General features: G+C 46.3%; 19 protein-coding genes. 12 read left to right on the top strand and 7 right to left on the bottom strand.

What is annotated here, in order from left to right:
• Positions 1-42 precede the first annotated feature (42 nt).
• Positions 43-588, top strand: coding sequence for an NUDIX hydrolase (locus tag NC997_RS06305; RefSeq protein WP_190525292.1), 546 nt, complete (start codon positions 43-45; stop codon positions 586-588).
• Positions 589-830: 242 nt separating this feature from the next.
• Positions 831-1,613: a DUF72 domain-containing protein gene (locus NC997_RS06300; RefSeq protein WP_190525291.1), complete on the top strand. Its 783-nt coding sequence runs from the start codon at positions 831-833 to the stop codon at positions 1,611-1,613.
• Positions 1,614-1,709: 96 nt separating this feature from the next.
• Here NC997_RS06300 and NC997_RS06295 read toward each other — a convergent pair whose 3' ends face one another.
• Positions 1,710-1,910, bottom strand: a complete 201-nt coding sequence (locus tag NC997_RS06295; protein WP_190525290.1) for a hypothetical protein — start codon at positions 1,908-1,910, stop codon at positions 1,710-1,712.
• Here NC997_RS06295 and NC997_RS06290 point away from each other — a divergent pair.
• A complete protein-coding gene (locus tag NC997_RS06290) occupies positions 1,909-3,312 on the top strand; it encodes a hypothetical protein (RefSeq protein ID WP_190525289.1) in 1,404 nt (467 codons plus the stop codon). The two genes, NC997_RS06295 and NC997_RS06290, sit on opposite strands and share 2 nt — an antisense overlap.
• A gap of 531 nt (positions 3,313-3,843) precedes the next feature.
• Here the strand turns inward: NC997_RS06290 and rppA are convergent.
• On the bottom strand, positions 3,844-4,551 hold the full coding sequence (rppA, locus tag NC997_RS06285; RefSeq protein WP_190525394.1) for a two-component system response regulator RppA: 708 nt from the start codon (positions 4,549-4,551) through the stop codon (positions 3,844-3,846).
• An 86-nt stretch (positions 4,552-4,637) separates the two neighbouring features.
• On the opposite strand from rppA, the gene hisG reads away from it, so the two are divergent.
• The 3 genes from hisG to NC997_RS06270 are packed head-to-tail and all read left to right on the top strand — an operon-like array spanning position 4,638 to position 7,434.
• Positions 4,638-5,282 carry an ATP phosphoribosyltransferase gene (gene hisG, locus NC997_RS06280; RefSeq protein WP_190525288.1) on the top strand — a complete coding sequence of 215 codons (645 nt, stop codon included), beginning with the start codon at positions 4,638-4,640 and terminating at the stop codon, positions 5,280-5,282.
• A 14-nt stretch (positions 5,283-5,296) separates the two neighbouring features.
• Complete coding sequence (locus NC997_RS06275) at positions 5,297-5,530, top strand: hypothetical protein (protein WP_190414807.1); 234 nt, start codon at positions 5,297-5,299, stop codon at positions 5,528-5,530.
• 29 nt (positions 5,531-5,559) lie between these two features.
• Complete coding sequence (locus tag NC997_RS06270) at positions 5,560-7,434, top strand: ABC transporter ATP-binding protein (protein WP_190425955.1); 1,875 nt, start codon at positions 5,560-5,562, stop codon at positions 7,432-7,434.
• Here NC997_RS06270 and NC997_RS06265 read toward each other — a convergent pair.
• Positions 7,423-8,667, bottom strand: coding sequence for an RNA-guided endonuclease TnpB family protein (locus tag NC997_RS06265; protein WP_190525287.1), 1,245 nt, complete (start codon positions 8,665-8,667; stop codon positions 7,423-7,425). The genes NC997_RS06270 and NC997_RS06265 overlap by 12 nt on opposite strands.
• Before the next feature lie 366 nt (positions 8,668-9,033).
• Positions 9,034-11,430: a PhoX family phosphatase gene (locus NC997_RS06260; RefSeq protein ID WP_190525286.1), complete on the bottom strand. Its 2,397-nt coding sequence runs from the start codon at positions 11,428-11,430 to the stop codon at positions 9,034-9,036.
• 555 nt (positions 11,431-11,985) lie between these two features.
• Between NC997_RS06260 and NC997_RS06255 the strand changes: the two genes are divergently transcribed.
• Entirely contained in the window at positions 11,986-12,825 is an 840-nt protein-coding gene (locus tag NC997_RS06255) for a hypothetical protein (protein WP_190414804.1), read from the top strand.
• 279 nt (positions 12,826-13,104) lie between these two features.
• On the opposite strand, the gene NC997_RS06250 is transcribed toward NC997_RS06255, so the two are convergent.
• From NC997_RS06250 to NC997_RS06240, 3 genes are all read right to left on the bottom strand, one after another.
• Positions 13,105-13,578, bottom strand: a complete 474-nt coding sequence (locus tag NC997_RS06250) for a hypothetical protein (protein WP_190525285.1) — start codon at positions 13,576-13,578, stop codon at positions 13,105-13,107.
• Between the two features lie 212 nt (positions 13,579-13,790).
• Complete coding sequence (locus NC997_RS06245) at positions 13,791-16,586, bottom strand: PAS domain S-box protein (RefSeq protein WP_190525284.1); 2,796 nt, start codon at positions 16,584-16,586, stop codon at positions 13,791-13,793.
• Between the two features lie 140 nt (positions 16,587-16,726).
• Positions 16,727-21,133: a PAS domain S-box protein gene (locus NC997_RS06240; protein ID WP_190525283.1), complete on the bottom strand. Its 4,407-nt coding sequence runs from the start codon at positions 21,131-21,133 to the stop codon at positions 16,727-16,729.
• Between the two features lie 382 nt (positions 21,134-21,515).
• On the opposite strand from NC997_RS06240, the gene trpD reads away from it, so the two are divergent.
• From trpD to rlmB, 5 genes are all read left to right on the top strand, one after another.
• Complete coding sequence (gene trpD / locus NC997_RS06235) at positions 21,516-22,640, top strand: anthranilate phosphoribosyltransferase (RefSeq protein WP_190414799.1); 1,125 nt, start codon at positions 21,516-21,518, stop codon at positions 22,638-22,640.
• A gap of 247 nt (positions 22,641-22,887) precedes the next feature.
• Complete coding sequence (gene carA, locus NC997_RS06230; RefSeq protein WP_190414798.1) at positions 22,888-24,039, top strand: glutamine-hydrolyzing carbamoyl-phosphate synthase small subunit; 1,152 nt, start codon at positions 22,888-22,890, stop codon at positions 24,037-24,039.
• 222 nt (positions 24,040-24,261) lie between these two features.
• Positions 24,262-24,630 (top strand): anti-sigma factor antagonist, encoded by a 369-nt coding sequence (locus NC997_RS06225; protein ID WP_190414821.1) that lies wholly within the window; start codon positions 24,262-24,264, stop codon positions 24,628-24,630.
• 340 nt (positions 24,631-24,970) lie between these two features.
• Complete coding sequence (locus NC997_RS06220) at positions 24,971-25,408, top strand: ribonuclease III domain-containing protein (RefSeq protein ID WP_242028867.1); 438 nt, start codon at positions 24,971-24,973, stop codon at positions 25,406-25,408.
• Between the two features lie 412 nt (positions 25,409-25,820).
• Positions 25,821-26,741 (top strand): 23S rRNA (guanosine(2251)-2'-O)-methyltransferase RlmB, encoded by a 921-nt coding sequence (gene rlmB, locus NC997_RS06215; RefSeq protein ID WP_347276055.1) that lies wholly within the window; start codon positions 25,821-25,823, stop codon positions 26,739-26,741.
• Positions 26,742-26,749: the final 8 nt, after the last annotated feature.

Raw genomic sequence — 26,749 nt, 5'->3', positions numbered from 1 at the left:
CTGAATCTCGCATCTGACAACTCAAATAGGAGAGAACGCAACATGACACAAAAACATGGCCCTTGGACAATCCAAGAAACAAATCGAAAGTACCAAAATTCATTTATAAATGTTCGTGAAGACCAAGTTCTCCAACCTGATGGACAACCGGCTACGTATGCTACCGTCACGATGAAATCTGGCGTTGCTATTTTGCCAATCGATAGCGATCGCGTAGTCTATCTTACCCGGCAATTTCGTTATGCGCTTGGCAAAGAAAGCATTGAAGTTGTCGCTGGTGCTATTGAGGAGGATGAACCGCACCTGGAATCTGCACAACGAGAAATTGAAGAGGAACTGGGAATTAAAGCTTCAGAATGGCTCGATCTCGGAGTTTTTGACTTAGATACATCAATTGTCTGCTGTCCGGTGCGTCTATTTCTAGCAAAGCAATTAACATTCACCCAATCCCATCAAGAAGGAACGGAAACGATAGAAACAGTTCGGATTCCCTTAAGTGAAGCGGTGCAGATGGTCATGGATAGCGTAATCACACACGCGCCAAGCTGTGTGCTGATTCTGAAAGCGAATAAGGTACTTGGCGAATAATAGGCGATCGCGCTGACACTGGCTAAACATATCACCACAAACTTTGGAACTTATGAATAAGTCTCACGGTTGGGACGTACTCAAACTAAGCTAATGGCAAATGTGGCTGGCAAATGTGGCTGGCAAATGTGACTCGCAATAGTAGCTATGACTTTGGTTGCGGCTTCCTTTTCAAGCACTTTTAGTCACTTGGGCTTGGTGATTTGCAAGAGATAATGATTTAGTTCAAATGGAACAACTGAATGAGTGAAGAACAAGAGCAGGAATCTCAACCTTTTACGGCAGCTCCGCTGCTGCAAATTGGTACTAGCGGTTGGGTTTATAAGCACTGGATGAACATTTTCTATCCAGCGCAGATGCCTGGAAACCAACAACTCCCATTTTATGCACAGCACTTTCCGACTGTAGAAGTTAACTTTTCTTTTTATCGTCTGCCAGAGCGGTCTGTATTTGAAACGTGGCGAGAGCAAACACCTGAAGGGTTTATTTTTGCTGTGAAAGGTAGCCGCTACCTTACCCACATGAAAAAGTTAAAAGATCCGGCTGAGCCGCTATCTCGCTTGATGGAACGAGCGGGGGGTTTGCAAGAAAAATTAGGCCCAATTCTGTTCCAATTTCCTCATACCTGGCCCCTGAATATCGAGCGACTTCAGCCGTTTTTGGAATTACTTTCTTCCTATCCAGAACAACGTTATACATTTGAATTTCGGCACCAAAGCTGGCTGATTCCACAGGTGTACAAACTATTAGAAGATGCGGGTGCAGCCCTTTGTTTGCCCGTTAGTCCCACAGTTCCGCTAGATATTCGTTTGACTGCGCCCTGGACTTATATTCGCATGCACAGCGGACAATGGGGTGTTGGTTACAGCGAGGAAGAATTGTCTACTTGGGCTTCTCATATCCGCTCATTTCTTCAAAAAAAGATTGACGTGTACGTATATTTCAACAACGATCCAGATGGTCATGCTATCCGCGATGCTGAACGCCTGAAAGCATTACTGTCCATGAATTGTTCAACGTTTTAGTGATGAGGAAAAGCAAATAATACCTGGCGATTGGAAATCGCGGCTACGCAAACAAAGTCCGCCTGCGCGGACTATTGAACTCTGCTTCTGTCAGGTTTAGCGTGTAAGGACGCGATCGCTCGTTTCCTCTGATGCAGTGAAATTGTTAGCGCTAGTTGTGTCGTGGGAATACTGAGAAAGAATGCGATCGCTCGTTTTCTGTGATGCAGCTAAATTGTTAGCGCTAGCTGTGTCGTGGGAATACTGAGAAAGGATGCGATCGCGCTGCTTAAGTTTTAGCAACCAGGAGAAAATCATGAGTTTAACAGTTACAGCAACATTTATGCTTGCTGATTGGATCGCCAAAGGACTTGCAGATGGAACCTTTGAGCGGTTTGGAGGTGTGATCCGGGAAGTAGGGACGAAACACGTTGTTACTTGGTTAAAGGATATAACAGCAAATTCTTCTCAAATGCCAACACCAACAGGTTCTTCTCCCAATTTACTCAACCTTATTTTTTCAGGGGCAAATCTAGCTGGTTCAGTTGCTAATGCAGCAGTGACAGGGAAAGGATTAGGTGTTGTTAACCAGCGTCTGGGTGGACTTGAACAAGCCAGTTTCGGTAATCTCGCTGTTTCAGGGGTAACTTTGGTCGCTTCAGTGGCTAACGCCGCTGTTACAGGGAAAGGATTAGCTGATGTGAACCAGCGGCTAGGTGGAATTGAGCAGCAAGTAGGAAATATCCACCAGGGTTTGCAACAAGCTCAAGGAATTTTGCAAGTGGCTTCTGCTGCTAGCGTACTGAATCTAGGTGTTGCGGTGATGGGATTTGCTGTATTAAACCAGCGTCTCAACGAACTGGAACAACGCCTAAAACAAAGTGAGGAACTGCTAAACAAAATTAATCGCAAAATTGACATTGGATATTATGCTAACTTCAAAGCTGCTATTGGTCTGGCGATGAATGCCTTTACAATGACCAAAGTGGAAAACAGAGAACGGATGGCGATTGAAGCTATAAACCGTTTTCTAGAAGCTGAACATATTTACACTGACTACACAGACAAAGAACTTGAGCAAGGTAGCCAGATTGCTGATGAATATCTTTTGACGTTATCTCTAGCTTATATTGCTGAAGCACGCTGTCATCTTGAGTTAGGAGAACCCGAAACAGCACTAAGTCGCTTCCAAGAAGGCGCGAAAGTTGTCCGTTCTCGTACTCAGAAATATGTTGATCTTCTACTTACTTCTAACCCAGCAGCCTATTTACAGCCTCAGTTTAAAGGTCAGATAGATTTGCGGCGGCTAACCCGGATTTACCAGTGGATCGATCCAGCTTTGGATGAAAATGCTGTGTTTGAGCTTCAACGTGAGAATTTGCTCAAGATAGCGCAAGATCCTGATAAATGGGCTGAATCTCTACCAGCGGCAATTCTAAGTCGCGTTGAGGTTGCAGGAGGTTGGTTTGGGCCAAATGCAGGAGATTTGAAGCGGGAGGCTGATAAACGGCTTCCCGAAGTGCTGGAAGTCATGGAATCTATGGTGGAAACCAATCGCCGTTTTGAAGCGTATCAGACAGAAATACAAGCGATCGCACAATTGGGAATTACCTTCCATGACTGGCTGAAATTAACTCCCTCCATAGACTCTAAACCCGACGGTGCAGAATTAATGTACATCATTCCATCCCAGCCGTTAGAGTTGCAATTCTCTGTTTAAAGTGGTTTCTCTTCCAGAAAAGAATAGCCAGCAAATATCGCCTGACAATCTCTTCCCAAGCACAGGCGATATGCTGATCATTAAAATTTAAAAGTAAAAAAAGCTAATCCGTGATTATTGCGCGTAACCAATAAGAAGATAAATGTCAAGATAGCACCAGAAAAAATAGCCCATAAAACATATCGATTTTTTCGATTCAACCAACTAAAGAAGAATACTAAAAGGAGAAAAAGAATAGTAGTAGCAATTCTTTGTAAGTTTCTTAAATCCCAAGCTATCAAGGGGTCTTCCAAATCTCCAAGCATCATATAAAATAGCTCCTTGTAATTTAGGCTTATTCTAAGCAATATCAATAGACAGCTCAACAGCTAAACACATAGTTTTGTGTAGACGATACCAAGCGATCGCTACTGTTAGGAAAGCGAATATAGACAATGGTGTTGAAATACTACTAATGATAGTTGACAAATATCAAAAGATTGCCTTTTGAATATCGCCACTGAAAGTTAGAAAGCAAGTCAGAAAGCCGCCTTAGCCGCCATCTCCAAAGCGATAGCCTTTGCCATAGACAGTGTGAATCAAAGTTGTCTCTCCAGATGCCTCAATTTTGCGGCGCAAAAGGCGAATCAAAGCGGCTAAAACGTTACTGCTGGGTTGTTCGTCTGGGTTCCACAAATGTTGATGAATTTGGGCGTGAGTGAGCAACTGCCCCGCGTGACTCATAAAATATTCCAGCAGCTGAGTTTCTTTCTCCGATAACTCAATGGTGCGTCCGTGACGATAAGCTAGCTGGTTTTCACAATCTAGTTCTAAATCTCCAATCTGAAGTAAGTGAGGATGGTAGTGCGCTTCTATCGTCGCGCTAGCAGGCGCATCAGTCGCGGAACGACGCAGCAAGGCGCGGACTCGTGCGAGTAACTCTCGCAATTCAAACGGCTTCACTAGGTAGTCATCCGCACCGGCGTCCAAACCCAGCACGCGGTCGTCTAGGGTATCTTTGGCAGTGAGAAAGAGGACGGGTGTAGCATCTTTGCGCGATCGCATCTGCTGACAAATTTCCAACCCGCTGATCTGCGGCAGCATCCAATCCAAAATCAGCAAGTCATAGCCTCCTTGCAGCGCCATCTGGTTGCCAGACGCCCCATCATAAGCCAACTCAACGCTGTAGCCTTCACGACTTAGCACGCGACTCAGCGGTTCAGTCAGCTCAACTTCATCATCTACCAAGAGAATTCGCATCACAAAAGTTATGAATTATGAGGTATGAGTTATGAGTTACCTTGTGACATCCAGAACTCAATACTTAACACTCAGAACTCTATTCTATGCTTACCGTTGCATTGCCCAAAGGCGCACTCTTATCTGATAGCATTCGTCTACTGCAAAGTGTCGGACTCGACTTTAGCGCCTTCAAAGATTCTGCCAACCGCCAACTGCAAATACAAGACCCCACCGGCACCGCCCAAGCCCTACTGGTAAGGGCGCAAGATGTCCCAGTTTATGTGGAATATGGGCAAGCACATTTAGGGATAGTCGGTTACGATGTTCTGCGGGAGAAAAACCCCCAGGTTGCTCATCTAGCTGACCTCCGATTTGGTTCTTGTCGGCTGTCAGTGGCGGTAAAGTCTTCTAGCCTTTATCGGTCAGTCTTACAACTGCCGCCCCACGGTCGAGTCGCGTCTAAGTTTGTTCACTGTGCCTACGAATACTTTGAAAGCTTAGATTTACCCGTAGAAATTGTGCCTTTGTCTGGTTCCGTAGAACTAGGGCCGATTACCGGGATGTCCGAGGCGATTGTGGATTTAGTTTCCACAGGTCGCACCCTGAGCGAAAATGGCTTGATCGAGATTGATACACTATTTGAAAGTACAGCGCGGTTAATTGCCCACCCTCGGAGTTATCGCCTGAATATGGGCGATATCCATCAATGGGTCGAAGATATCAGAAGCGCTGTTCTAATTAATTGCTAGCGCAAGGCGATCAAATGGACGAAACAATTAGGATTTGCTCGGTTGATAAAAATGCTTGGAGTTCAGTTGTGCAAGGTTTTGACCCGAATATTCTCCAAGACGTGCTAGAAGTCTATGGCGCTGATGGCGAGAAAGTCGGAACTCTGTGCGAATCGGTAGATGGCAAATCCTACATCAACGGGCAACCTGAAACGGCTTACCTATCTCTACAGGCAGCTGCTACAGCACTGGTAAAAGGGGAACAATAAAAAAGTAGAAATACGATAGCTTTGGCAGCATGACTCAATCCCCGCCTCTGACGGAAACTAGAGAGCGATCGCGCGTTCGTGAAAGCGACTGGCGACTCTTCCTGCGCTTAGTCCCCTACGCGCGGAAAAGCAGTCGTCTGCTGATAATTTCCATCCTGTTGTTGGTGCCGCTGTCAGTCGCCGGGGCAATTCAACCGATCATCGTGGGGCAAGCAATTTCGCTGATTCGCGGGGAAGAAGTCTGGTCTTTTCTTCAAGGTAAAGGCTTGTTGGAAGGAATCAATCTTCTCGCCGTTTTACTGCTGCTAACGATGATCGTTCGCATGGTGTTCACCGCCGCCCAAGGTTACACCGTGCAGAAGGTGGGGCAGCAAATTACCGCCGAGATTCGCACTGACTTATTTCATCACGTCACGTCCTTAGCGGTGCGATTTTTTGACCGCACCCCTGTAGGACGATTGATTACCCGCCTCACCAGCGATGTCGAAGCACTAGGGGATGTCTTTTCCACAGGTGCCATTGGCATTGTCAGCGATCTGGTATCGATTTTAGCGATCGCTGTCACCATGTTTTTGCTGCAATGGCAGCTGGCATTGATGCTGACACTGATGTTGGTGCCAGTCACGGCTTTGATTATTTACTTCCAACAGCAGTATCGCAAAGCCAATTACAAAGCCAGAGAAGAACTGTCTGCACTCAACTCAACGCTGCAAGAAAACATCGTAGGGGTGAACGTCGTGCAGCTATTCCGGCGAGAGAAATTCAACTCAGAACTGTTTCGGGTGACGAATCAGCGGTACATCGAGGAAGTGGATAAAACCATTTTTCACGACTCAGCCGTATCAGCCACCTTGGAGTGGATTGCACTGGTAGCGATCGCGGGCGTACTCTGGTTAGGCGGACAAATGATTATGGGCAAAGCCCTCAGTTTTGGCACCCTCTCTGCCTTTATCCTGTATGCCCAGCGTCTCTTCGATCCCTTACGACAATTTGCTGAAAAATTCACCTCCCTGCAATCTGGTTTCACCGCCGTCGAACGCATCACCGATATTCTCAACGAACCAATTGAAATCCGCGATCCTGAAGGGACACAAAAACAGCTTATAGACAGGGGAATTATCCCGTCTGTAGCAGAGGAACCCAGGAGAATTTCCCATTCCCCATCCCCAACCGCCAAAGGTGAAATTCGCTTTGAAAATGTCTCCTTTGCCTACAAAAATGATGAATACGTCCTCAAAGACCTAAACTTCACCATCCATCCCGGCGAAAAAGTCGCTCTCGTTGGCCCCACAGGTGCCGGTAAAAGTTCGATTATTCGCCTGCTGTGTCGCCTTTACGAAACCACCGAAGGTCGCATTTTCCTCGATGGTGTCAATGTCCGGGACTTACCCCAAAGAGAACTGCGGGAACACCTAGGCGTCATCCTTCAAGATGGCTTTCTGTTTGCCGGTGACGTGAAGAGCAACATTACTCTAGGAGATACTTACTCCTTTGAAGAAATTCGACAAGCCGCCGAAAAAACCAATGTTGCCAGTTTTATCGAACAACTGCCTCAAGGCTACGATACCCAACTTAGAGAACGAGGCACTAATATCTCCAGCGGACAAAAGCAACTCTTAGCATTTGCCCGTGCCGCTATCCGCAATCCCCGTATTTTAGTGCTAGATGAAGCAACAGCCAGTCTAGACGTAGGTACAGAAGCCTTAATTCAAGATGCCCTCGACAAATTGCTGGAGGGACGCACCGCCATTATCATCGCGCACCGTCTCTCAACCATCCGCAATGTAGACCGGATTTTGGTGCTGAAGCGAGGGCAACTGGTAGAGTCGGGCAGCCACGATCAATTGTTGCGCCAAGGCGGATTGTACGCCAGTTTGTATCAGTTGCAAATGTTAGGCGCGTGAACTACCCACGCTGACTTGGAACTCCAAGTCAGCGTGGGCTTCTGTAATCACAGGGGAGTGCCGCAGCTTGGACTTTCGCCCTAACCTTGGTCTTATCTCCCCTCCTACAGCAGAAACGGCTGAACCTTCCGCCTTTAGCATTCTGATCCCCTCTGCTCTAATATTTATCGCTGCGTTTCCATCACGGTCATGATGAGTATTGCAGTGAGGACAAGTCCATTCCCTCACCTCCAACGACATCTCACCTATTTGATTGAAACAATTAGAACAAAGTTTGGAACTAGGGAACCATCTATCAATCTCAATCAACTTTCCGCCTTTGCGTTCTAGCTTGTAGGCTAAAAAGTTGGTGAATGTTCCCCACCCAACATCAGAGATTGCTTTCGCCAATTTATGATTGCGTACCATGCCTTTAACATGAAGATCCTCTACGATGATAGCTTGGCTATCGCTGACCAACTTATGGCTAAGTTTATGTAGGAAATCTTGCCGCGAATTAGTAATTCGCTCGTACACTTTGGCGACAACTTTTCTATACTTGTGTCTTGAATTACTCCCTTTTCGTTTACGGGCTAGTTTTTGTTGCTTGCATTTCAGGTTTTTCTCATGTTTGGCGAGGTGTTTAGGATTATCGTACTTAGAAACCTTCTCGCCGTCAGTAACAATAGCGAAATGTTTCAATCCTAAGTCAACTCCGTAAATTTTACCTTCCGCTGTAGGTGGTTTCTCGCCTGCAACTTCAGTCAGGATAGACGCGAAGTATTTCCCTGATGGTGTTTTGCTCACAGTAACCGTCTTGATTCTCCCCTCAATTTGTCTATGTATTTTGGCTTTAACTATCCCGATGTTGCCGGGGAGCTTGATATTGCTGTCTACAATTTTGACGTTTTGAGGATACTGAACTGACTGTTTGCCATGCTTGAATTTGAACTGAGGAAACCCCGCACGTTTCTCAAAAAAGTTTTTGTACGCTGTGGTTAGATTAAGCGTTGCCGCCTGTAAAACTTGGCTGTAACACTCAGCTAACCAAGCTGTATCTTCAGCCTTTTTGAGTGTTGGAAGAAATGCGTTGAGTGCTGCACGTCCAAGTCCTTTACCCGTCTCCTTGTAAGTCTCAATAGATTTATTCAGAGCATAGTTCCACCACCAACGCGAACATCCAAATGTTTGCGCTAATAGTATTTCTTGTTCTTTGGTTGGATATAAACGGACAAGGACCGCTTTGTGTAACACTCAGCATCACCTCCTTGGCAAAAATACTTTACCATCAATCAATATTGTGGCAAAGTAGTTCAATCAAATAAAATAATGGGTGATTCCTCGTGCATCTTTTTCCTCGCCTCACGGCATTGGCAAAAAATACAATCGTCACCACCCGCCTTATATCCCGCCATTGATTCGGAGTACCAAATGAGCGTGGGGGACTTACGCCGATCTAATTAAACTGATATCTTGCACCAAGCCCCCAGAATAGAATTCTGGGGCTACATAAACCAAGTCCGCCGGAGCGTACTAACCGAAAATCAAGAGTTTTGTAACCTGCGTAGGCAGGTTTCGTTTGTGTAGCGGCGGTTTCTACCGCCTGGTGGAAGATATAAGTTAAACAAACGTGCCATTTGACTGCTTGCGTTGAATGCCAATCACTGAAGGACGCGGTGGTCCTTGAGGATTTCCCTCAATATTGCTAGGCCAATTACTACCACGCGGAACCGTGCGTTGTTGGTTAAAGAGAGTGCCATTTAAGTCCAGCATCTCAATCGTTCGGCTTAGAGTTTGCTGAGGATTGAACGGGCAATCTTCACCAGGGTGCTGCACCGAAATAATCAGCGTATCCCCGATAAAAGTAGGCCCTGTCAACTCGCAACGTGGAGGACCGTAGGCAAAGGGGACGATTTCTCCAGCATCCGGGCCAGTGGTGGGAATGAAAAAGAGCCAGTTATTGCCAAAAACCCCAATCAGGTTAGAAGTTTGAACATTGAGATTAGAATCATCCACACTAGGAGAGTTAGAACCCACGACCCTGTGGTCTATCGCTAATGGCGTTGCGGCAGCACCAACATCAAAACCATTGTGAGCGCTAGTAGACATATCTGTAACACCCCAAATATTTCCTTGGGGGTCAAATGCCAAATTATCCACATTGGCAAAACCCGAACCCGGTTCTGCTGCCGCTTCCCCACCTTTAGCAAATCGCTGCCAGCGGAAAGTTGTACCCGTGCCATCCGAGCTGTTTTCCATAATTTTGAACAGTTCGCCCGAAGGTTGTCCGGCGTTGACGGCAGGGCTGTACTTAGAAACCACAAAGATTCGAGAATCGGGGTAGCCATCGCTTCCGGCTGCACCATCCGTGTAGGCAATAAATACATCCTTGGTGCGAGGATGAACTTCGATATCTTCGGGACGTGCGGTGGGAGTTCCGCCAAGGAGGTTGGCAGCTAAGAAGGCATCCACGAGGACAGCCCCTTGGCTGGTATAGAAGTTGGACAGCTTCTTACCTTGATAACCTGCCAGGGCTGTGGCTTCATTGGTGGTATCTAGGTTGAATGCACCGCCATCTGTAGTTTGACCTGCAATACCGTTCCGTCTGGGTAATTTAATCAAACCATTCCGGCTCGCTTTGCCCAAAGCGGCAATTTCTTTTGAGCCAAGAACGGAGGGCGGAATCGGATTGGTAGCAGCATTCAAATCCAGGGGAATCCACGTTCCTGTCCCGTCAGGATTGTAACGGGCGACGTACAGCGTCCCCTCCTCAAATAAAGCGCTGTTATTCTTGCTATTCGGGGCAGAAACAGTGCCTTTGCTAACAAATTTCCAGGTGTGTCCGCCGCGCCGGTCATCACCCATGTAGGCAACTAATTTTTTCCCAGCTTCCGCCCGCATGGCGATGTTTTCATGGCGATAACGACCTAATGCAGTGTGCTTGCGCGGGCGGAAATTCGGGTTACTGGGATCGATTTCCACCATCCAGCCGTATTTCTCGCCAACCAAGCCAAATTTTTCCCCACTGGTACCGGCGGTGTAGCTAGTCTGAGTACCATCAGATTTTACAGATTCTGTGACTCCTACAAAAAAGGCTGTGCTTGCCTGAAAGTTTTCTTCCGCTGAGAGGATGGTTCCCCAGGGAGTAGTGCCGCCAGAGCAGTTGTAGGCAGTGCCAATGATTTTGTTACCCAGCCCATCTACGCTGAGAGGAAATACTTGGGTGGCAGCGGGTCCCGTACTCAACAGGTAGTTTTGATCGCCTTTCTGGTAGCTCTTGGAACCCCAAGAAGTAATAGTTTTATACTGATCGGAACGCTGGCTGTTAATCCCTAAACCGGAAAGACCATGAAGGCGTCGATTGTTGGGATCTTTAACAATCGAATAGCGTCCGGCGCGATTTTGGCGTGCCATCCGCAGAACCGAACCGCCCATGTTGTACATGATTTCGCCCAACAGGAAAAGATCGGTTTTGTCACCCGGTAAACTCTGCCCAACGACTAAGGGATAAGACTCAGGTAATCCTGCTAAATCCTCTGGGACTTCAGGGAGTGTAAAAGTAAACGGGTAGGAGACATACTCGTGATTTACCCAAAGGTAGCCGTCGTTGGGATTTCTGCCATCCAGGGGAACAAAGCCGGTGTAGTCGTTGTTGTAGCCAAAGTATTCTTCTGGGTTGGGATAAACGCGATCGCCCCAACGTACAATCACATAACGTTCGTACTCTGGGGGCACCACTACATCATCAACGATGTTGTAGGTGCTTAACCGAGTATCGGTAGAAGCATTAATTACGCTTCCTTGATAATTAATGGCTGTGGCGTAAAAACTTTTTTGTTCTTGGTAAATCGGTAAAGGATGCGGCAATCGCACTGGGGTAAATTTCAGTGGTAGAACCGCTTGGGCAACGTTAGGATTGCTGCCAAAATGCTGTCTCCCCAAAGTAGGAGCTAGTACAGCAGTACCCGCACTCGCCCCAAAAAAAATTAGTAGCTGCCTCCGACTGAACTTAGACATTAAATTCCTCTCTTTTTGCGATCGCAATAATCAAAAATTTTGAGTCATTATTTGACAGGAATTTAGCCGAGCTAACCTCTATAAAGCTTAAACAGTCAACCAAAAATGCTGCGACAGCTAAGCCACAGCATTCATGTCAACGGCTAGTCAACGCAGCATTACCTCAAGCCATCGGCATAAGTATCTATACCTGTAGCATCCTGCCTGCTTTTTGTTCTCTTTAGTCGAATGGGCGGCTCCCTCATACTCGACTTCCACCGCCAAATCTGAGTGTTTCTACGCACCCTCTGGAATACTACTGACGTAGAATTAAGCTTCTTTAATCTCTGGGTTAATAAAAGATTAATAAAATATAAATTTATCAAGAAGTTGTCAATAAGATTGTTAAGCCAAATTTTAGCAGGTCTTATTCCTCTATTAATGTTCGCTTAACCAAAAATGCTTTTAATAGAGATATCAGTGAAAATACTTAAAAAGCTAAACTAAGCCTGCTTTTAAAAATTAGCAAAACTTTAAAAATGACCTTTTTGGCAAAAAAAATTAGGAGTTAACTTAATGATAAAAACAATTAGTCTTGCAGCACTGGCTATCAGTGTAAGTGTAGTTTTTCCATCTACAGTAAAGGCTGCTGTTCTGAATAAAGGATTTGAACAAGGGTTTCAGAGTTGGAAAGCCCTAGGCGATTATCGAATAGAAACTTCAGATTTTGGAATTAAGCCATTCCAAGGAAAAAACCAGGCTTTTCTCTCAACTGCATACCAAGAAACTTTTAGTCTCGACAATAATTCTAATCCGATTATTGGCGGTAATGCTGCTCCCGTCACTTTCATTTCTGGCTTTGCTGAAGAAGAAACTTTAGAAGGATTCTTGGGTTTCTCAACTTTCTTGGGCGATCAATCTTTATACGCTATAGCTACCGCAGAGCCGATTGAGGGATCTGCCATTAAGCAAACTTTTAAAGGCAGTGCTGGGCAAAAGTTATCTTTTTCTTGGAACTTCCTCACGAATGAGGCTGTTGAGCAATCTGCGGTTGATGACTTTACCTATCCTGATTTTAATGACTTTGCTTTTGTAAGTCTTCAGTCAGATTCTGGTACTCAATTCTTTAATTTAGCGGATACGATTTCAAAATTCAGTAACTCTTCAAGTGTCTTTAATAAAGAAACTGGATGGCAAGCTTTTTCTTATATTCTTCCAGCCTCAGGGGAATATACTTTAGGGATTGGGGTTGTGGATGTTGGGGATGGAACACGGATTTCTGCCTTAGTGGTTGATGAGGCAGAGGCAGCAGTTGTTCCTGAAAATACTCCTACATTGGGTATACTTCTTTTTGGAACTTTAGCAGCAGTAACCAGGTTAAAGGGTAGAAAGAAAAATTCAGGTTTGTTGTCTTAAAAAAATTATTTTAGCGTTTTTTATACTTAGAGACGCAATGAATAATTTTCGGTTACTGCTGTAATTCTTAGATTCTCCCAAAACTCCATTAATTAGAATAGGAGCTTAAAAAAAGCTTAAGCGTAGCAGTAAAAAAGCAGATAGATATTGAAAAAACTCTTTTTTACTTTTTTTGCGCCTTGTTAAGGCAATATTGGAAAATGCTGAAGTTTTTTTAATCTTAACGAAGTGTATTAAAGGCGCAATTATTGCGCCTTTATCTGTATATTTAACTGTATATTAATCATCCCGGAAACCTGGATCGTCTTCGGGTCTGAGGGTTGGTGTAGGAGGAATTGGAGATGAGAAGGAATCAGATGAATTATAAAAGCCTAGTAGCAATCCAGAATTATCAAAATATCGAATCCAACGATCAATTTTAGGTTCTGTTTGCCAATCAGAACGATACACTTTTGAAAATAGAAGCGGGGCTATTAGTCCTTTGACATCACCGAATATTCTGATATAAATTTGTGTAACCTCCGGATTTTGTGCGAATCCCTGCTCAACAGAATTGCTAGCAATAGATTCTGCTTGCTCAAGCACCTCTTCAAAACTTTGATTGGTATTCGGACTAAAAATTAAATCGATTTGTTGAAGTTCCGGTTGTTGACTTGTAAACTCCTGAATTTGAGGGAGAACAGGCGGAGCGATCGCGCTCAATCCTGCCAAAATTAAAAATGTAGCTGAAACGATCCCGCGATGGATATCCATTGCTGTTACTCATTAAAATTTTATGGCTTTATTTCTTCTACTGAGAGTTACTTTTGACACAGCTTATCTCCGCGATCGCACTTCAGCATTAACAGACTAACACTCGTAGAATTAATCAGCCACTAAGCTAAGGTTAATTCTCAGTAAAGACGAAAAATCGAAGATGGTGGTTAGGTGTAGTGTATTTAAGTAAAAATCTTATCCAATGGAGCCTAACCGTGCTGCTGAATGGGAATTGCGATCGCAAACTCTGTACCTTGCCCCAGTTCCGAGAGACAGTGCAATTGACCCCCATGTTTTTCCACCACAATTTGATAGCTGATTGATAAACCTAACCCCGTACCTTTGCCTACAGGTTTGGTTGTAAAAAAGGGATTGAATAGCTGTTTTTTCATAGCTTCCGTCATCCCTAGACCGTTATCGGCAATGCTAATTAATACCCGATCGGAGTTGACAACAGAGGTGCGAATGCAAATTTTAGGGATGTAGAACTTAGTATTTTCTTCCCCACGTTCCATTCTCTCTTCTAAGGCATCGATTGCATTCGTCAGTAGATTCATAAAGACTTGATTCAATTGTCCGGCATAGCATTCTACCTGCGGCAAGTCGCCGTATTCCTTCATTAGTTGAATGTCAGGATGGTCAGGCTTTGTTTTCAGGCGATTTTGTAGAATCAGGAGGCTGCTCTCAATCCCTTCATGAATATCAACCGCCTTCATTTCTGCTTCATCCAGACGGGAGAAGTTCCGCAGCGATAAGACAATCTGACGAATACGCTCAGCACCTACTTTCATTGAAGCTAGCATCTTAGGAAGGTCTTCGATCAGAAAATCGAGATCGATAGCCGCCATTTCGTCTTGAATCTCAGGGACTGGATGGGAATAGTGCTGTTGGTAGAGCTGTAGCAGATTGAGGAGGTCTTTCGTATATTCATCTGCGTGAGCTAAGTTTCCATAGATAAAGTTGACGGGATTATTAATTTCATGGGCAATACCGGCAACCAACTGCCCTAAACTCGACATTTTTTCTGTCTGTACCAGCTGAGCTTGGGTCTGTTGGAGTTCGGAGAGGGTTTGTTCGAGCTTGGCGGCTTGTTCTTGGAATTGTTTGGCAGTGGTGCGGGTGGCAGCGTAGAGTTCGGCTTGGTTAATCGCGATCGCAAGTTGGTCGGTTACAGCGTGCAGCAGTTCGACTTCCCAATCGCTCCAAGGTCTGGGTGCAGAACTCTGGCAACAACTCAGGATACCAATGGTACCCGATCGAGTTTGAATGGGCAGCACCAAGATAGAGGCGAAGCCCATCGAACGCAGAAATCTACGCCACAGGCGATCGCTAGCGTATGCCACGCTTCGCGGCTTCTCGCTTGGCTGAGCTGCGCTTCGCGGCTTCTGGCTCAGTTTCTCGATATCATCTATCCGCAGCATTTCCAGGTTCAAAAGTTTTTGCCCCATCGATCCGACAGCAGCAATCGGGTAATAACCTCTGAGATCGGAAAGCTCCGAATTGCGAGCTTCCTTGACAATTGCCCAACCGGGTTCCTCTCTGTCAGGGTAATACCAGGCAAAATGACACCGCTCAATCTGCAACAAATTGCGGATCTCTTGCACGGTTGTTTCCAAAACTTTGTCTAAGTTAAGACTGTTACGGATTTGGCTAGCGAGACGGTTGAGCAAGTTTTCCCGCCTTGCTTGCTCTCTTAGCCGCGCCTCACTTTCGCGCAGTGCTTCTTCCGCCTGTCGGCGATCGGTGATATCCGTAATCATCGCAAAGGCTCCAGCATAATTCCCTGCTGAGTCGAAGATGGGAGAGGTCGAAACAATTGCCCATCGAAACGAGCCATCTTTGCGACATAATTTAAAATCAATCTTGGCCTCGATACCTTGGCGGCGAAGCTCGACTTGGCGAGCCGCGATCGCTTTCCCTTCATCATCCATGAAATCAAATAGCGACCTACCCTGCATCTCCTCAATGCTGTAGCCAAGCATTTCTGCCAGTGTGCGATTGACAAAAATCGTCTTGCTTTCAGCGTCGATCACCCAAATTCCTTCTAAGGCAGTCTCAATAAAGTGACGATAACGCTCTTCGGATTCTCGTAGCGCCTCCTCAGCAGCTTTACGCTCGGTGATATCCCGCGAGACGCCGACTAGACCTATGACATTTCCAGAAGCATCACGCAAAACGCTTTTTGTAGAGAGATAAGTTTTGGTAACGCCCTTGATAATGAGAACTTCCTCAACTATCTCAGGTTCACCTGATTCCATAATCCGGCAGTCAGTTTCGGTTATCTGACAGGCAATCTCAGGTGGCAACAACTCGGCATTATTCTTACCGATAATTTCCTCTACCTGCCGATTGAAAATCGTGCCAACACCTGAATTCGCCATCACCACCCGGCATTGTAGATCTTTGACAAAGATGGCATCGGGTGTTCCTTCAATAACTGCCTGCAAGAGGCTATAGCTCTGTTCGAGCGCCACCTCGGTACGCTGGCGCTCTAGCATTTCTTCCTGCAATTGCTCGTTGGCTTTCCTAAGTTCAGCCGTCCGCTCTTCGACCCTGATTTCTAGCTCAGCCTTTGCCTTTTTTAGGGCTTGCTCTGCCTGGTGACGCTCGGTAATGTCAATCCCCGTACCGATGATGTACTTGACCCCACCAGAGGAGTCGAGCAGCGCCGTATTCGACCAAGCAATCAAACGGCGATCGCGATCGCGCGTTAACCAATAGTTGTCATACTGGTTTGGAAACTGACCCGCTTGAAGATTTTTGAAGACCGTTTTGACAGATTCCACTTCTTCTGGCAGCAGAAATAAATCCCAGAATGGTCTGCCTTTGACTTCCTCCGCCGAGTAAGCAGTGGTTTGCTGGCAAGCTTGATTAAAAACGACAATTCGCCCCTGGGTATCGAGAACCACTACCAAAGTTGCTGCTGTATCTAGAACAGCGGCGACGAAGTTGCGCTCGTCCGGCAACACTTCCTCGGCGTTGAAGGTTACACGACTTTCTGACATATTTTTTGAGATGCTTATTCAGAATTTGTTGATTCTACATGATGGTGCTATTGGTTCAGATTCTTCAGCTACAAAAATTTGGATTAAAACTGTTTAACCAAGACTTGTGTTGGCGGAAAGCAAATTACAGCATACGAATCTTAATTTGACTTGGCTAGAACCGATTTTGCAGACAAACCTGACTGCTTAATCGGAAGGTAAATTGCAAATTCTGTTCCTTCATTCATCTGGGAACTCACCATAATTTTTCCATGATGCTTTTCCATAATTTGATAGGAAATCGAAAGTCCTAAGCCAGTTCCCTTCCCGACATCTTTAGTTGTAAAAAACGGGTCAAATATTTTCTCTAGAATTGGTTGGGGGATTCCAGAACCATTATCCCGAATTCTCACGATTATCTGATTTTTTCCTAATACTTGGCTAGAAATAACAATTTGTTTATCTTCCCGCTCTTTCTGAGCCAGCAGTGCATCAATCGCATTACTCAGGATATTCATAAATACTTGATTGAGCTGTGCAGGATAACACTCAACAAGAGGTAACTTGCCATAGTGTTTAATAACATTAATCTCTTTTTTGAGACGGTTATTTAAAATTAACAGCGTATTGTCCATGCCTTCGTGGAGATCAACGGCTTTCATCTCCGCTTCATCAAGACGCGAGAAGTTCCGCAAGGATAAGACTAACTCTCGAATTCGCTGCGTCCCTATCTTCATAGAAGACAGCATTTTGGGTAGGTCTTGAGCGATAAATTCTAGGTCAATTTTCTCTACAAAACTCTGAATTTTAGGCGCGGTATTAGAATATTGTTGCTGATAAAGTTTCACTAAGTTAAGTAAGTCTTGAACGTAGTCGTTCGTGTGTTGCAGATTGCCGTGGATAAAGTTAACTGGGTTATTAAATTCGTGGGCAATGCCAGCAACCATCTGACCGAGGCTGGACATTTTTTCAGCTTGAATCAGCTGAATTTGAGTTTCTTGGAGTTCTTGCAATGTTTGTTCCAGTTGCAAGGCTTTATCTTGGGCAAGATGGGCAGAATTACTAGCGTCGGCGTAGAGTTCAGCTTGGTTAATTGCGATCGCCATCTGATTAGCGATCGCGCAAAGCAGTGCCACATCAGCATCCGTCCAAGGTTTTGCTTCTTGGATGCGATTACAAATTATCAAGCCAATCCTACCGAATTGTGTTTGAAGTGGTAGCCCCAACACAGAAGCCGCACCCGTTGTCAATAACAGCTGCTGTAACGGCAGATCGTTGTTTAGAGTCTTGACATCATCGACGCGAACAATTTCTTGGCGCAGGATTTTCTCAGTAAATGCACCAAAGGCTTCATCCGGGAAAAAACCCACCCAACTACGAAGATCGGTCTTTTTGGCTTCCTTCACCGCTTCCCAACTAACAGGCTCCATGTCAGGACGGTACCAGGAAAAGATGCACGTATCTAGGTGTAACCGATGATAGATTTCATGAACAGCCGTCTCTAGAATGGTATCCAGTTCTAAAGAGTTACGGATCTGGCTAGCTAAATGATTGAAAAGTTCTTCTTGAGCCGCCAGTTCTCGGAACCGGGCTTCCGATAGCCGCAATGCTTCCTCAGCGGCTTTGCGATCGGTGATGTCGGAGCAGATTGCTAAATACTGGAAAGGATTTCCTCGCTCGTCCAGAACAGGAACGATGGCAGTATCAACCCAGTAATAAGTTTCATCTTTAGCTCTGTTCTTAATTTGACCTCTCCAAACCTTGCCGCTAGAAATTGTTGACCAAAGCTTGCTAAAAAATTCTTGTGGATGATAAACAGAATTAAGAATTCGATGGTCTTGTCCTATCAGTTCTTTTGGGGAATATTTGGATATTTCACAAAATTTATCGTTGACATAGTTAATCATTCCTCTTCGATCGGTAATAGCAACAATCGCCGCCTGATCTAAGGCAAATTTGACGTCTGACAAATCTTTGAGCGATCTTTGGAGTGCTTCCTCTGCCTGCTTGCGTTTAATCCCTATGGCAATTTCATCTGCGGCAAATTCTAGCGCCTTGAAAATAGATTCGCTCAAGGTATGGCGGGTAAACATGGCAATCACCCCTACCATCTGACCTTGGAGCATTAAGGGATAGCCAGCAAAAGCAACCATTCCCTCTCGCTTCGCCCAATCTTTATCGCTAACACGAGGATCGTCAAGGACAGAATTCGTTAAGTGTGGTTTTCGCTCTTGAGCAATCAGACCGATTTTGAATTGTCCGACTTTAACGCGGCGATGATTGCCGTTTAGGTGAGTGTATATTCCTGCACTAGCTTGCAGCTCTAGTACGTTTTCCTCAACATTGAGCATCCAAATGCGGGCGAATGCTGCATCCAGGTGTTTAACCACAGCCAAGACGCAGCGTTGCAGGATACCTTGTAAAGTGTCGCTTTGAGTGAGGGCAGATCCAATATCAGCACGAAATGCGGCTAGTCTAGCTCGCTCTGCTAGGGCTTTCTCAGCAGCTTTCCGCTCAGTGATGTCGTGGAAGTAGACAGAAAGCCCCTCTTCACTGGGGTAGGCACGGACTTCAACCCAGATATCAAGAGCTGGGTAAAATTCTTCAAACGTGATAGAGACTTGTTCAGCAGCACTCTGGTGATATTGATTGTAAAAATTTGACCCAATTGCAGCGGGAAACCGATCCCAAATATTCGTGCCCAGAAGTTCGGACCGGGTTCTCTGTAAAAGTAGCTCCGCTTGCTTGTTGATATAGGTGAACTGCCACTGATGGTTGAGGGCATAAAAAGCATCCGTGATGCTTTCAAGAACCTTGAAGACTCGCCGGTTTGATGAGTGTAATGCCTCTTCTGTTTGCTTGCGATCGCTAATATCAAAGATTGCCCCGTTTAGACACAGAAGCTGTCCGGTGGAATTGAATATGCCCTGACCTTTCTCGTAGACCCATCGGATACTTCCATCGGCTCGAATGATTCGGTACTCAATGATAAAAGGCTGTTTTTTCTGCACAGCCTCTTGGATAAGCCTGTCCACTATCGCGGTATCTTCAGGATGAATAATACTGGCAAAACTGCGAACTTGATTGTGAATAAAGTCTCCAGGCGGATAACCAGAAATTTCTGCGATCGCATCGCTGATAAACTCCATCTTCCAGTCGTCATCGCAGCTACACCGATAGATGGCACCTGGAATATTAGCAACCAAAGCTCTGAATTGCTGCTCGCTTTCCTGCCGTGCTGTTTCGGCGTGTATGCGATCGCTAATGTCACGGGCAACCGCATAGATTAAACCTTCTGGAGCAAAGGGGACGCACGTCCACTCCAGCCATTTATAGGAACCGTCTTTACAGCCGTAGCGGTTTATAAAGGAGCTAACCATGACTCCGCTAGCAAGTTTCCTTGCCTCAGCAATGCTGGTTGCTCGATCTTCAGGATGAATAAAATTCAACAATGGCTTTGCTAAAATTTCTTCGCCAGTGTAGCCAAGTGTTGTTTCAAAAGCTGGGTTTATCTGCTTAAAATAGCCGTCAAACCCGACGACACAAAGCATATCGAATGAAAGGTTGAAGAAGCGATGAAGCTGTGCTTGGGTTTGCTTCAGTTCCTGGGTGTGGGTGCCGACGCTGCGGATTAGCTGGTTGAGGGAGGTTGTCAGGCGTCCAACTTCATCCTCGGTAATTACGGGTGCCTGGAGAGTAAAATTTGCTTGTTCGGTAACTTGCTGAGCAATTTGAGTTGCAGTTTCCAGAGGATGCGCGATCGCTCGACTGGAATAGCGGGCGATTATCGCGGCGATCGCCATTGACAGCAACATACTGGTAACAATTATCTGGATTCGCAGTTTCTCTACCTGCTGTAAAGCGATCGCTGTTTCTTCCTCATCGTGATTAGCAACCTCAATCAATTTTGTTAAATCATCTGAGAGACTATCAAACTTAAGCGCCTCCTGAGTATTGGTAAAATTCAGCAAGGAATTTTGGATTATTAGAACTGTTTCAGGCTGTAACCCACCATCTTTATCAATTTTATTTAAGATTACATTTAGGTTTTGGCTATAAACTTCTACAGTTCCGTCGTAAGTTTTCAACCAATTTTCGACTTCTGCAATCTCTTGAGCTGAATGCTTGAATAATTGAGATTCATTACCAAATAATTTTACTTGTGAATAAAGTTTTTTAACCTTTTCAATTTTCTCTACTAAGCGCAAAACTTCGCGTTGAAACTCTTTTGGTTTTCCTAGCCGATAAATTAACTGCTGCTGCTGGTTTCTTGCTTCTAGTACAGCAATTTTCAAACTATTCAAAAGATAAGCTTCTTGCTGTGCATATTTGAGTTGCTGGGACATCTGTCGCTGGTAATATTCGCCAACGAGCAGCCCTGCACTCGCCCCCAAAGTTGCTATTCCAATGGCAACTGCATATCCATAACCAATTTTCTGCCGGATACTTAAGCGACGGATTAGCTGTTTTAGCCAATTATTCGGAGGTCTTTTAGAATGGTTTTCCGGAACAAATACAGGATCTAATTTTATTTCCTCTTCAGACACTTTTGGCTTGAAAGACTGCATCAACAGAAAACCTCCGTAACTACCCTTAATTTAGGCAATTCGTAAAATACTCATTTTTGCCTGAGAAGCTTCGTTTATTTATAAAAAGTTAGTAATATAAAGTTTTGATGAAGCGAATCAACGCTGTATACCTACGCACAAATAAAGTTAATAAATAGGGTGATACTGATAATGACAAGTATGAATATTTAAAATCATCAAACTAAAAGGGTCTAATTGGAATCAGCAAAATAGCTGAATCTTAATATTTATCAAAAACCCACTGTGCGCTCTCAGGAAAATTACGACACAGAAGCGTGCAGGACGTTGCTAGAGAGCTTGGCGATCCGATAAGCTTTTGCAAAATGCCTCTGAACTGAGTGCGCTGCACCCAGACCTGTCAATGACTAATACTCCTTCACTGATAAGCCAAGATGCTGGGACGACAGGAGCGATCGCTTCTACCGACACATCCATTTGGCCTAACCTGCTACAACAGCTACTCGATCGGCAATCCCTGCCTCATGACCAAGCCGCCTCTCTCATGCAGGCATGGTTAAACGAGGAAATTCCACCAGTGCTATCGGGGGCAATTTTAGCCGCCCTGCAAGCAAAGGGGGTTTCGGCAGACGAACTCGCTGGGATGGCTCAGGTGTTGCAGTCTCAATCCTCCCCACTCAGTCCACTCGCCGAGAAGGCGAAGCGCCCACAATCCCCAATCCTCACTCCAGTCATTGACACCTGTGGAACTGGAGGAGATGGGGCATCAACCTTTAATATCTCTACCGCCGTCGCCTTTGTAGCCGCTGCTGCTGGCGTCTCAGTCGCCAAACATGGCAATCGCTCAGCTTCGAGCAAAGTTGGATCGGCGGATGTCTTAGAAGCGCTGGGAGTTAACCTAAACGCCAGCAGTGAGAAAGCACAAGCCGCACTAGAGGAAGTCGGGATTACCTTTTTATTTGCACCCGGTTGGCACCCAGCGCTCAAAGCGGTGGCATCGCTGCGGCGAACCTTGAAAGTGCGGACGGTCTTTAATTTATTAGGCCCATTAGTAAATCCGTTACGCCCTACCGGGCAGATCATTGGGGTGTGCGATCCTAACTTGGTCGTAACGATTGCCCATGCTTTAGGACAGTTAGGAACTCAGCAGGCAATTGTTCTGCACGGACGAGAGAAACTGGATGAAGCTGGATTAGCAGACGCGACAGATTTAGCAGTGCTGTCTGGTGGTGAGGTACAACTGACAACGCTGCATCCCCACGAATTAGGCTTGACACCAGCACCCACCACGTCGATTCGGGGTGGAGATGTTGAGGAAAATGCCGAAATTTTGCGCGATGTCCTTCAAGGAAAAGGAACATCTGCACAGCAAGATGTAGTGGCTTTGAATGCGGCGTTGGCACTCCAAGTTGGCGGCGCGATCGCAATGGGTAGCCATGCGGAGGGCATTACAATGGCTAGAGAAATCTTGAGTAGCGGTACTGCCTGGTCGAAGTTGGAGCAGTTAGTTGAGTTTCTGAAAAATTAGCCATTCGCTCATGTTTTTTTGAATGGGCGATGTTTATACAGTAGGTCTCCCGATAGTAGGGGCATGGCAATGTCATGCCCCTACTATCCAATACACCCAACCTTGAAATTGCTATCGTCGCCCCTTCAATTAGGAGCTGCCAAATGCGATCGCATTCTCACACAGTACCCCCTACCTCTTATCCCAACGGCTGTGAGATGCTAACTTACCAACTAAGAAGTAATTTCTAAAAACTAACCACTCCCTTATGTCTATTTCTTCTCCTCAACCAGCTCTGCTCGTCCTTGCCGATGGCACGTCGTACAAAGGCTGGTCTTTTGGTGCTCCTGGAACAGCTATCGGTGAAGTGGTCTTTAACACAGGTATCACCGGCTACCAGGAAGTCTTGACAGATCCCAGCTACTGCGGTCAGATTGTCACCTTTACCTATCCAGAATTAGGCAACACTGGTGTCAATCTAGATGATGAAGAATCGAATGGTCCCCAAGTGCGGGGCGCGATCGCTCGTAACATTGCCTCCCGTCCCAGCAATTGGCGTTCCAGCCAGTCTTTGCCCGATTATCTCAAGCAACACAACATTCCAGGCATTTACGGCATCGATACCCGTGCCCTTACCCGAAAGATTCGCTCTGCTGGTGCCATGAATGGCGCAATTTCCACCGAAATTCTTGACCCCGTTGAATTGTTGGAGAAAGTGCAAGAAGCTCCCAGCATGGCAGGATTGAATCTAGTTCGGGAAGTGACCACTGCCAAAGTCTATGAGTGGTCTGACCCCACCGAGTCGAGTTGGGAATTTAGCCCTGGAATCCCCTCAGAAAGCGGGGAACCCCTCACGGTGGTTGCCATTGATTTTGGCATCAAACGGAACATCCTGCGGCGTCTGGCGAGTTACGGTTGCCGCGTGGTCGTGGTTCCCGCCAATACACCCCCCGAAGAAATTCTCAAGCACAACCCGGATGGAATTTTTCTTTCCAATGGTCCCGGCGATCCCGCTGCTGTCACCGAAGGCATCGAAACCACAAGGGCGCTGCTAGAAAGCCAGAAACCGATGTTTGGGATCTGCATGGGGCACCAAATTCTTGGTCTTTCGCTGGGGGCTGACACCTTCAAGCTCAAATTTGGTCATCGGGGCTTAAATCAACCCGCCGGTTTTGAGAAGCAGCGAGTGGAGATTACTAGCCAAAATCACGGGTTTGCCATTGACGCAGATTCTCTAAATCCAGAAGTAGAAATTACCCACCTAAACCTGAACGACCGCACCGTGGCTGGGTTGCGTCACAAATCTCTACCCTTCTTTTCCGTGCAGTATCACCCAGAAGCCAGCCCTGGCCCTCACGATGCCGACTATCTGTTTGAGCAATTTGTTGAGCAGATGCGATCGCATAAGCGTAGCGCCTAGATGCGATCTCATTGCCTCGATAAGACCCGTTAGCGAGTAGATTTCCCCCTCTTTGAGGGAGAGGGGGAAAGAGGGGTGAAGGGTGTCCCGGATGAAGTAGAAAGTCTTAATATCCTTGCTCGGTCGCGAATAACTAAGGACGAATTACAACAGATGCGTATATCCGCGCATTGTGTTTTATAATAAAGCCTCGACTAAGGACAATCCAGCTAGGAGGGTGTTATTCCTGAGCCACTAACCCTAACTGTCAGCTTAAGAGGCACTCGCGAAGTTAGGGACAATTATCAGCTATTCCGCCTCACAGGCTTATTGGATGCTTTTTCCGAACCCACATTTCGGAAAGTTATCAGCAAGTGTATTGAAGATGGACCCAGCAACGTTGTGCTGGATCTTTCCAAAATTGATTTTGTTGATAGCTCTGGATTGGGCGCTCTAGTGCAGCTGGTGAAAAAGGCTCAAAGCCTTGAGGGTAGTTTGCAAATTGTTACAAATGCCCGAGTGACTCAAACTGTCAAGCTGGTTCGCTTAGAACAGTTTCTGTCATTGCAGCCTTCAGTCGAAGCGGCATTGGAGAATGTCAAGCCTGCTTGACCTATACAGAGGCGCGATCGCGTAGCGGCGCGGATGCGCTTTTCGTATGCCGCGATGATTCGGCTACTCGCGCTTGAGGGGCGGGTTCTAAAGCCCCCGCCCCAATCATTTTCAAAAGTCCTGAACCGGGAATGATGGGGAAACAAAGAGCAGCAGTGCAGAGGCGCAGGAGACAAGGGAACAGGTAATTACCGATTACCCCCTACCGACTCCCGACTCCCCATACCCCATCCCCTGATTTTCAGGCAAAAGCATTAAGATCAACTAGAGGGCGAGGTAGGGCATAGATGTGAGTTCACAGGAGGAAGAGTGTTCAGATTGGCTGAATACTAACCCCGTACTGGGTGAAACCAAAATATCGTTGAACTCGATCTGGGCGATCGCAGATCGTCGCACGCAAATTCAGCGGATTTCCCCGGCGTCTTTAGCTTATCTAGGAGATGCCGTGTATGAGCTTTATATCCGTAGTTTTTATCTACTGCCACCCAAGCGATCCCACGCTTATCATGACATGGTAGTGGCGCAAGTGAGAGCTGAAAGTCAGGCAAAAGCATTGCGATCGCTCGAACCCCACCTTACCAACACAGAATTAGAAATCTTGCGGCGGGGACGTAACGCTGCGGCAGGTCGTCCCAAGCGCCTCGATCCCGAAATTTATCAACAAGCTAGCAGCTTAGAGACTTTGATGGGCTATCTTTACCTAACAGATCCCCAGCGATTGAATCAGCTGCTGAGCTACTTAGAGCTAAATCCACTTCCACAAGTTAAAGATTCTTAACAATATGGCCGATCAACATCGCCGCCCTCAGCCTCCAAGCAGATCCAGCGCCAGTCGAGGGAAGCCCATTCGAGCCAAGCGTGCCTTCCCAAAGCGTCTTGGGGACAATCGGATTGGGAAGCGAATTGTAGAGCAACAGACGCCCCAGGATCGTTCCTTCTCTGATAACGAGGATGTCAATCGGGATTCGCGCCCAGTTGGGAAGCACGAGCAAGTCAAGCCAATTCTCCAGCGCCGGGAGCGTCAGCAAATCCGTCCTGCTTCCCGTCACAAAGACACAGACTCAATTGACACGCGCCGGGAGCGTCAGCAAATCCGTCCTGCTTCCCGCCACAAAGACACAGACTTAACTGACACGCGCCGGGAGCGTCAACAAATCCGTCCTGCTTCCCGCCACAAAAACACAGACTCAATTGACACGCGCCCGACAGACAACTTCAAGCCAAAGAAGTCAATTCCCAACCGTCACGAACGGGAGATCCCCAGAGGTCGTTTTCAGGACGAGGATCGAGCAGCAGCAGCCGCACCCGAAGAAGAAAGCGATCTGATTTATGGACGGCATCCTGTCCTCACAGCGTTGGAAAAACATCGCCAGCTGAATCGGGTTTGGATACTGCCAAATTTGCGTTATGATTCCCGGTTTCACTCCCTCCTACTGAAAGCCAAGGAACGGGGAACGGTAATCGATGAAGTTAGTGCGCGCCGCTTAGAGCAAATTAGCCACGGGGCAAATCACCAAGGAGTGGTCGCTCAAGTCGCACCCTACGCTTACACTGACCTGAGTGAGTTAATCGCTCAGGCAAAATCCGTCTCGGAGCAGCCAGTGCTGGTGGTAGCGGATGGCATTACCGATCCCCACAATCTAGGAGCGATTATTCGCACGGCAGAAGCTTTGGGTGCCCAGGGATTGGTGATCCCTCAACGACGAGCAGTGGGAATCACATCCGCCGTCATGAAAGTGGCAGTCGGAGCTTTAGAAACTTTTCCTGTTTCCAGAGTGGTTAACCTCAGCCGTGCCTTAGAAGAATTGAAAGCGGCTGGCTTTTGGATTTATGGCACCGCCGCAGGCGATGGTCAAATGTTACACACTACTCAATTTACTGGGCCAGTAGTATTGGTGATTGGTTCTGAAGGTGAAGGATTGAATCTTCTGACACAAAAGTGTTGTGACTTCCTGATTTCGATTCCGCTACAGGGAAACACACCGAGCCTGAATGCGTCAGTCGCAGGGGGAATGGCTCTTTATGAGATATATCGTCAGCGCTGGTCGAATCGGCTCTACTTGAATAATCTTTCAAAAGAGACTTTCAAAAAGAAAGATGACAGAATATAACAGAATGT

The organism is Trichocoleus sp. DQ-A2, assembly GCF_039961915.1.
Classification (GTDB): Bacteria; Cyanobacteriota; Cyanobacteriia; order Cyanobacteriales; family FACHB-T130; genus FACHB-T130.
Note: the sequence above shows the minus strand (reverse complement) of the source record. Positions and strands in the feature narration are given on the sequence as shown.

What these genes read in the sequence shown, in the direction of transcription:
- NC997_RS06305 (WP_190525292.1), top strand. Translation starts at nt 43, where the DNA reads ATGACACAAAAACATGGCCCTTGGACAATCCAAGAAACAAATCGAAAG.
- NC997_RS06300 (WP_190525291.1), top strand. Translation starts at nt 831, where the DNA reads ATGAGTGAAGAACAAGAGCAGGAATCTCAACCTTTTACGGCAGCTCCG.
- NC997_RS06290 (WP_190525289.1), top strand. Translation starts at nt 1,909, where the DNA reads ATGAGTTTAACAGTTACAGCAACATTTATGCTTGCTGATTGGATCGCC.
- NC997_RS06295 (WP_190525290.1), bottom strand. Translation starts at nt 1,910, where the DNA reads ATGATTTTCTCCTGGTTGCTAAAACTTAAGCAGCGCGATCGCATCCTT.
- rppA (WP_190525394.1), bottom strand. Translation starts at nt 4,551, where the DNA reads ATGCGAATTCTCTTGGTAGATGATGAAGTTGAGCTGACTGAACCGCTG.
- hisG (WP_190525288.1), top strand. Translation starts at nt 4,638, where the DNA reads ATGCTTACCGTTGCATTGCCCAAAGGCGCACTCTTATCTGATAGCATT.
- NC997_RS06275 (WP_190414807.1), top strand. Translation starts at nt 5,297, where the DNA reads ATGGACGAAACAATTAGGATTTGCTCGGTTGATAAAAATGCTTGGAGT.
- NC997_RS06270 (WP_190425955.1), top strand. Translation starts at nt 5,560, where the DNA reads ATGACTCAATCCCCGCCTCTGACGGAAACTAGAGAGCGATCGCGCGTT.
- NC997_RS06260 (WP_190525286.1), bottom strand. Translation starts at nt 11,430, where the DNA reads ATGTCTAAGTTCAGTCGGAGGCAGCTACTAATTTTTTTTGGGGCGAGT.
- NC997_RS06255 (WP_190414804.1), top strand. Translation starts at nt 11,986, where the DNA reads ATGATAAAAACAATTAGTCTTGCAGCACTGGCTATCAGTGTAAGTGTA.
- NC997_RS06250 (WP_190525285.1), bottom strand. Translation starts at nt 13,578, where the DNA reads ATGGATATCCATCGCGGGATCGTTTCAGCTACATTTTTAATTTTGGCA.
- NC997_RS06245 (WP_190525284.1), bottom strand. Translation starts at nt 16,586, where the DNA reads ATGTCAGAAAGTCGTGTAACCTTCAACGCCGAGGAAGTGTTGCCGGAC.
- NC997_RS06240 (WP_190525283.1), bottom strand. Translation starts at nt 21,133, where the DNA reads ATGCAGTCTTTCAAGCCAAAAGTGTCTGAAGAGGAAATAAAATTAGAT.
- trpD (WP_190414799.1), top strand. Translation starts at nt 21,516, where the DNA reads ATGACTAATACTCCTTCACTGATAAGCCAAGATGCTGGGACGACAGGA.
- carA (WP_190414798.1), top strand. Translation starts at nt 22,888, where the DNA reads ATGTCTATTTCTTCTCCTCAACCAGCTCTGCTCGTCCTTGCCGATGGC.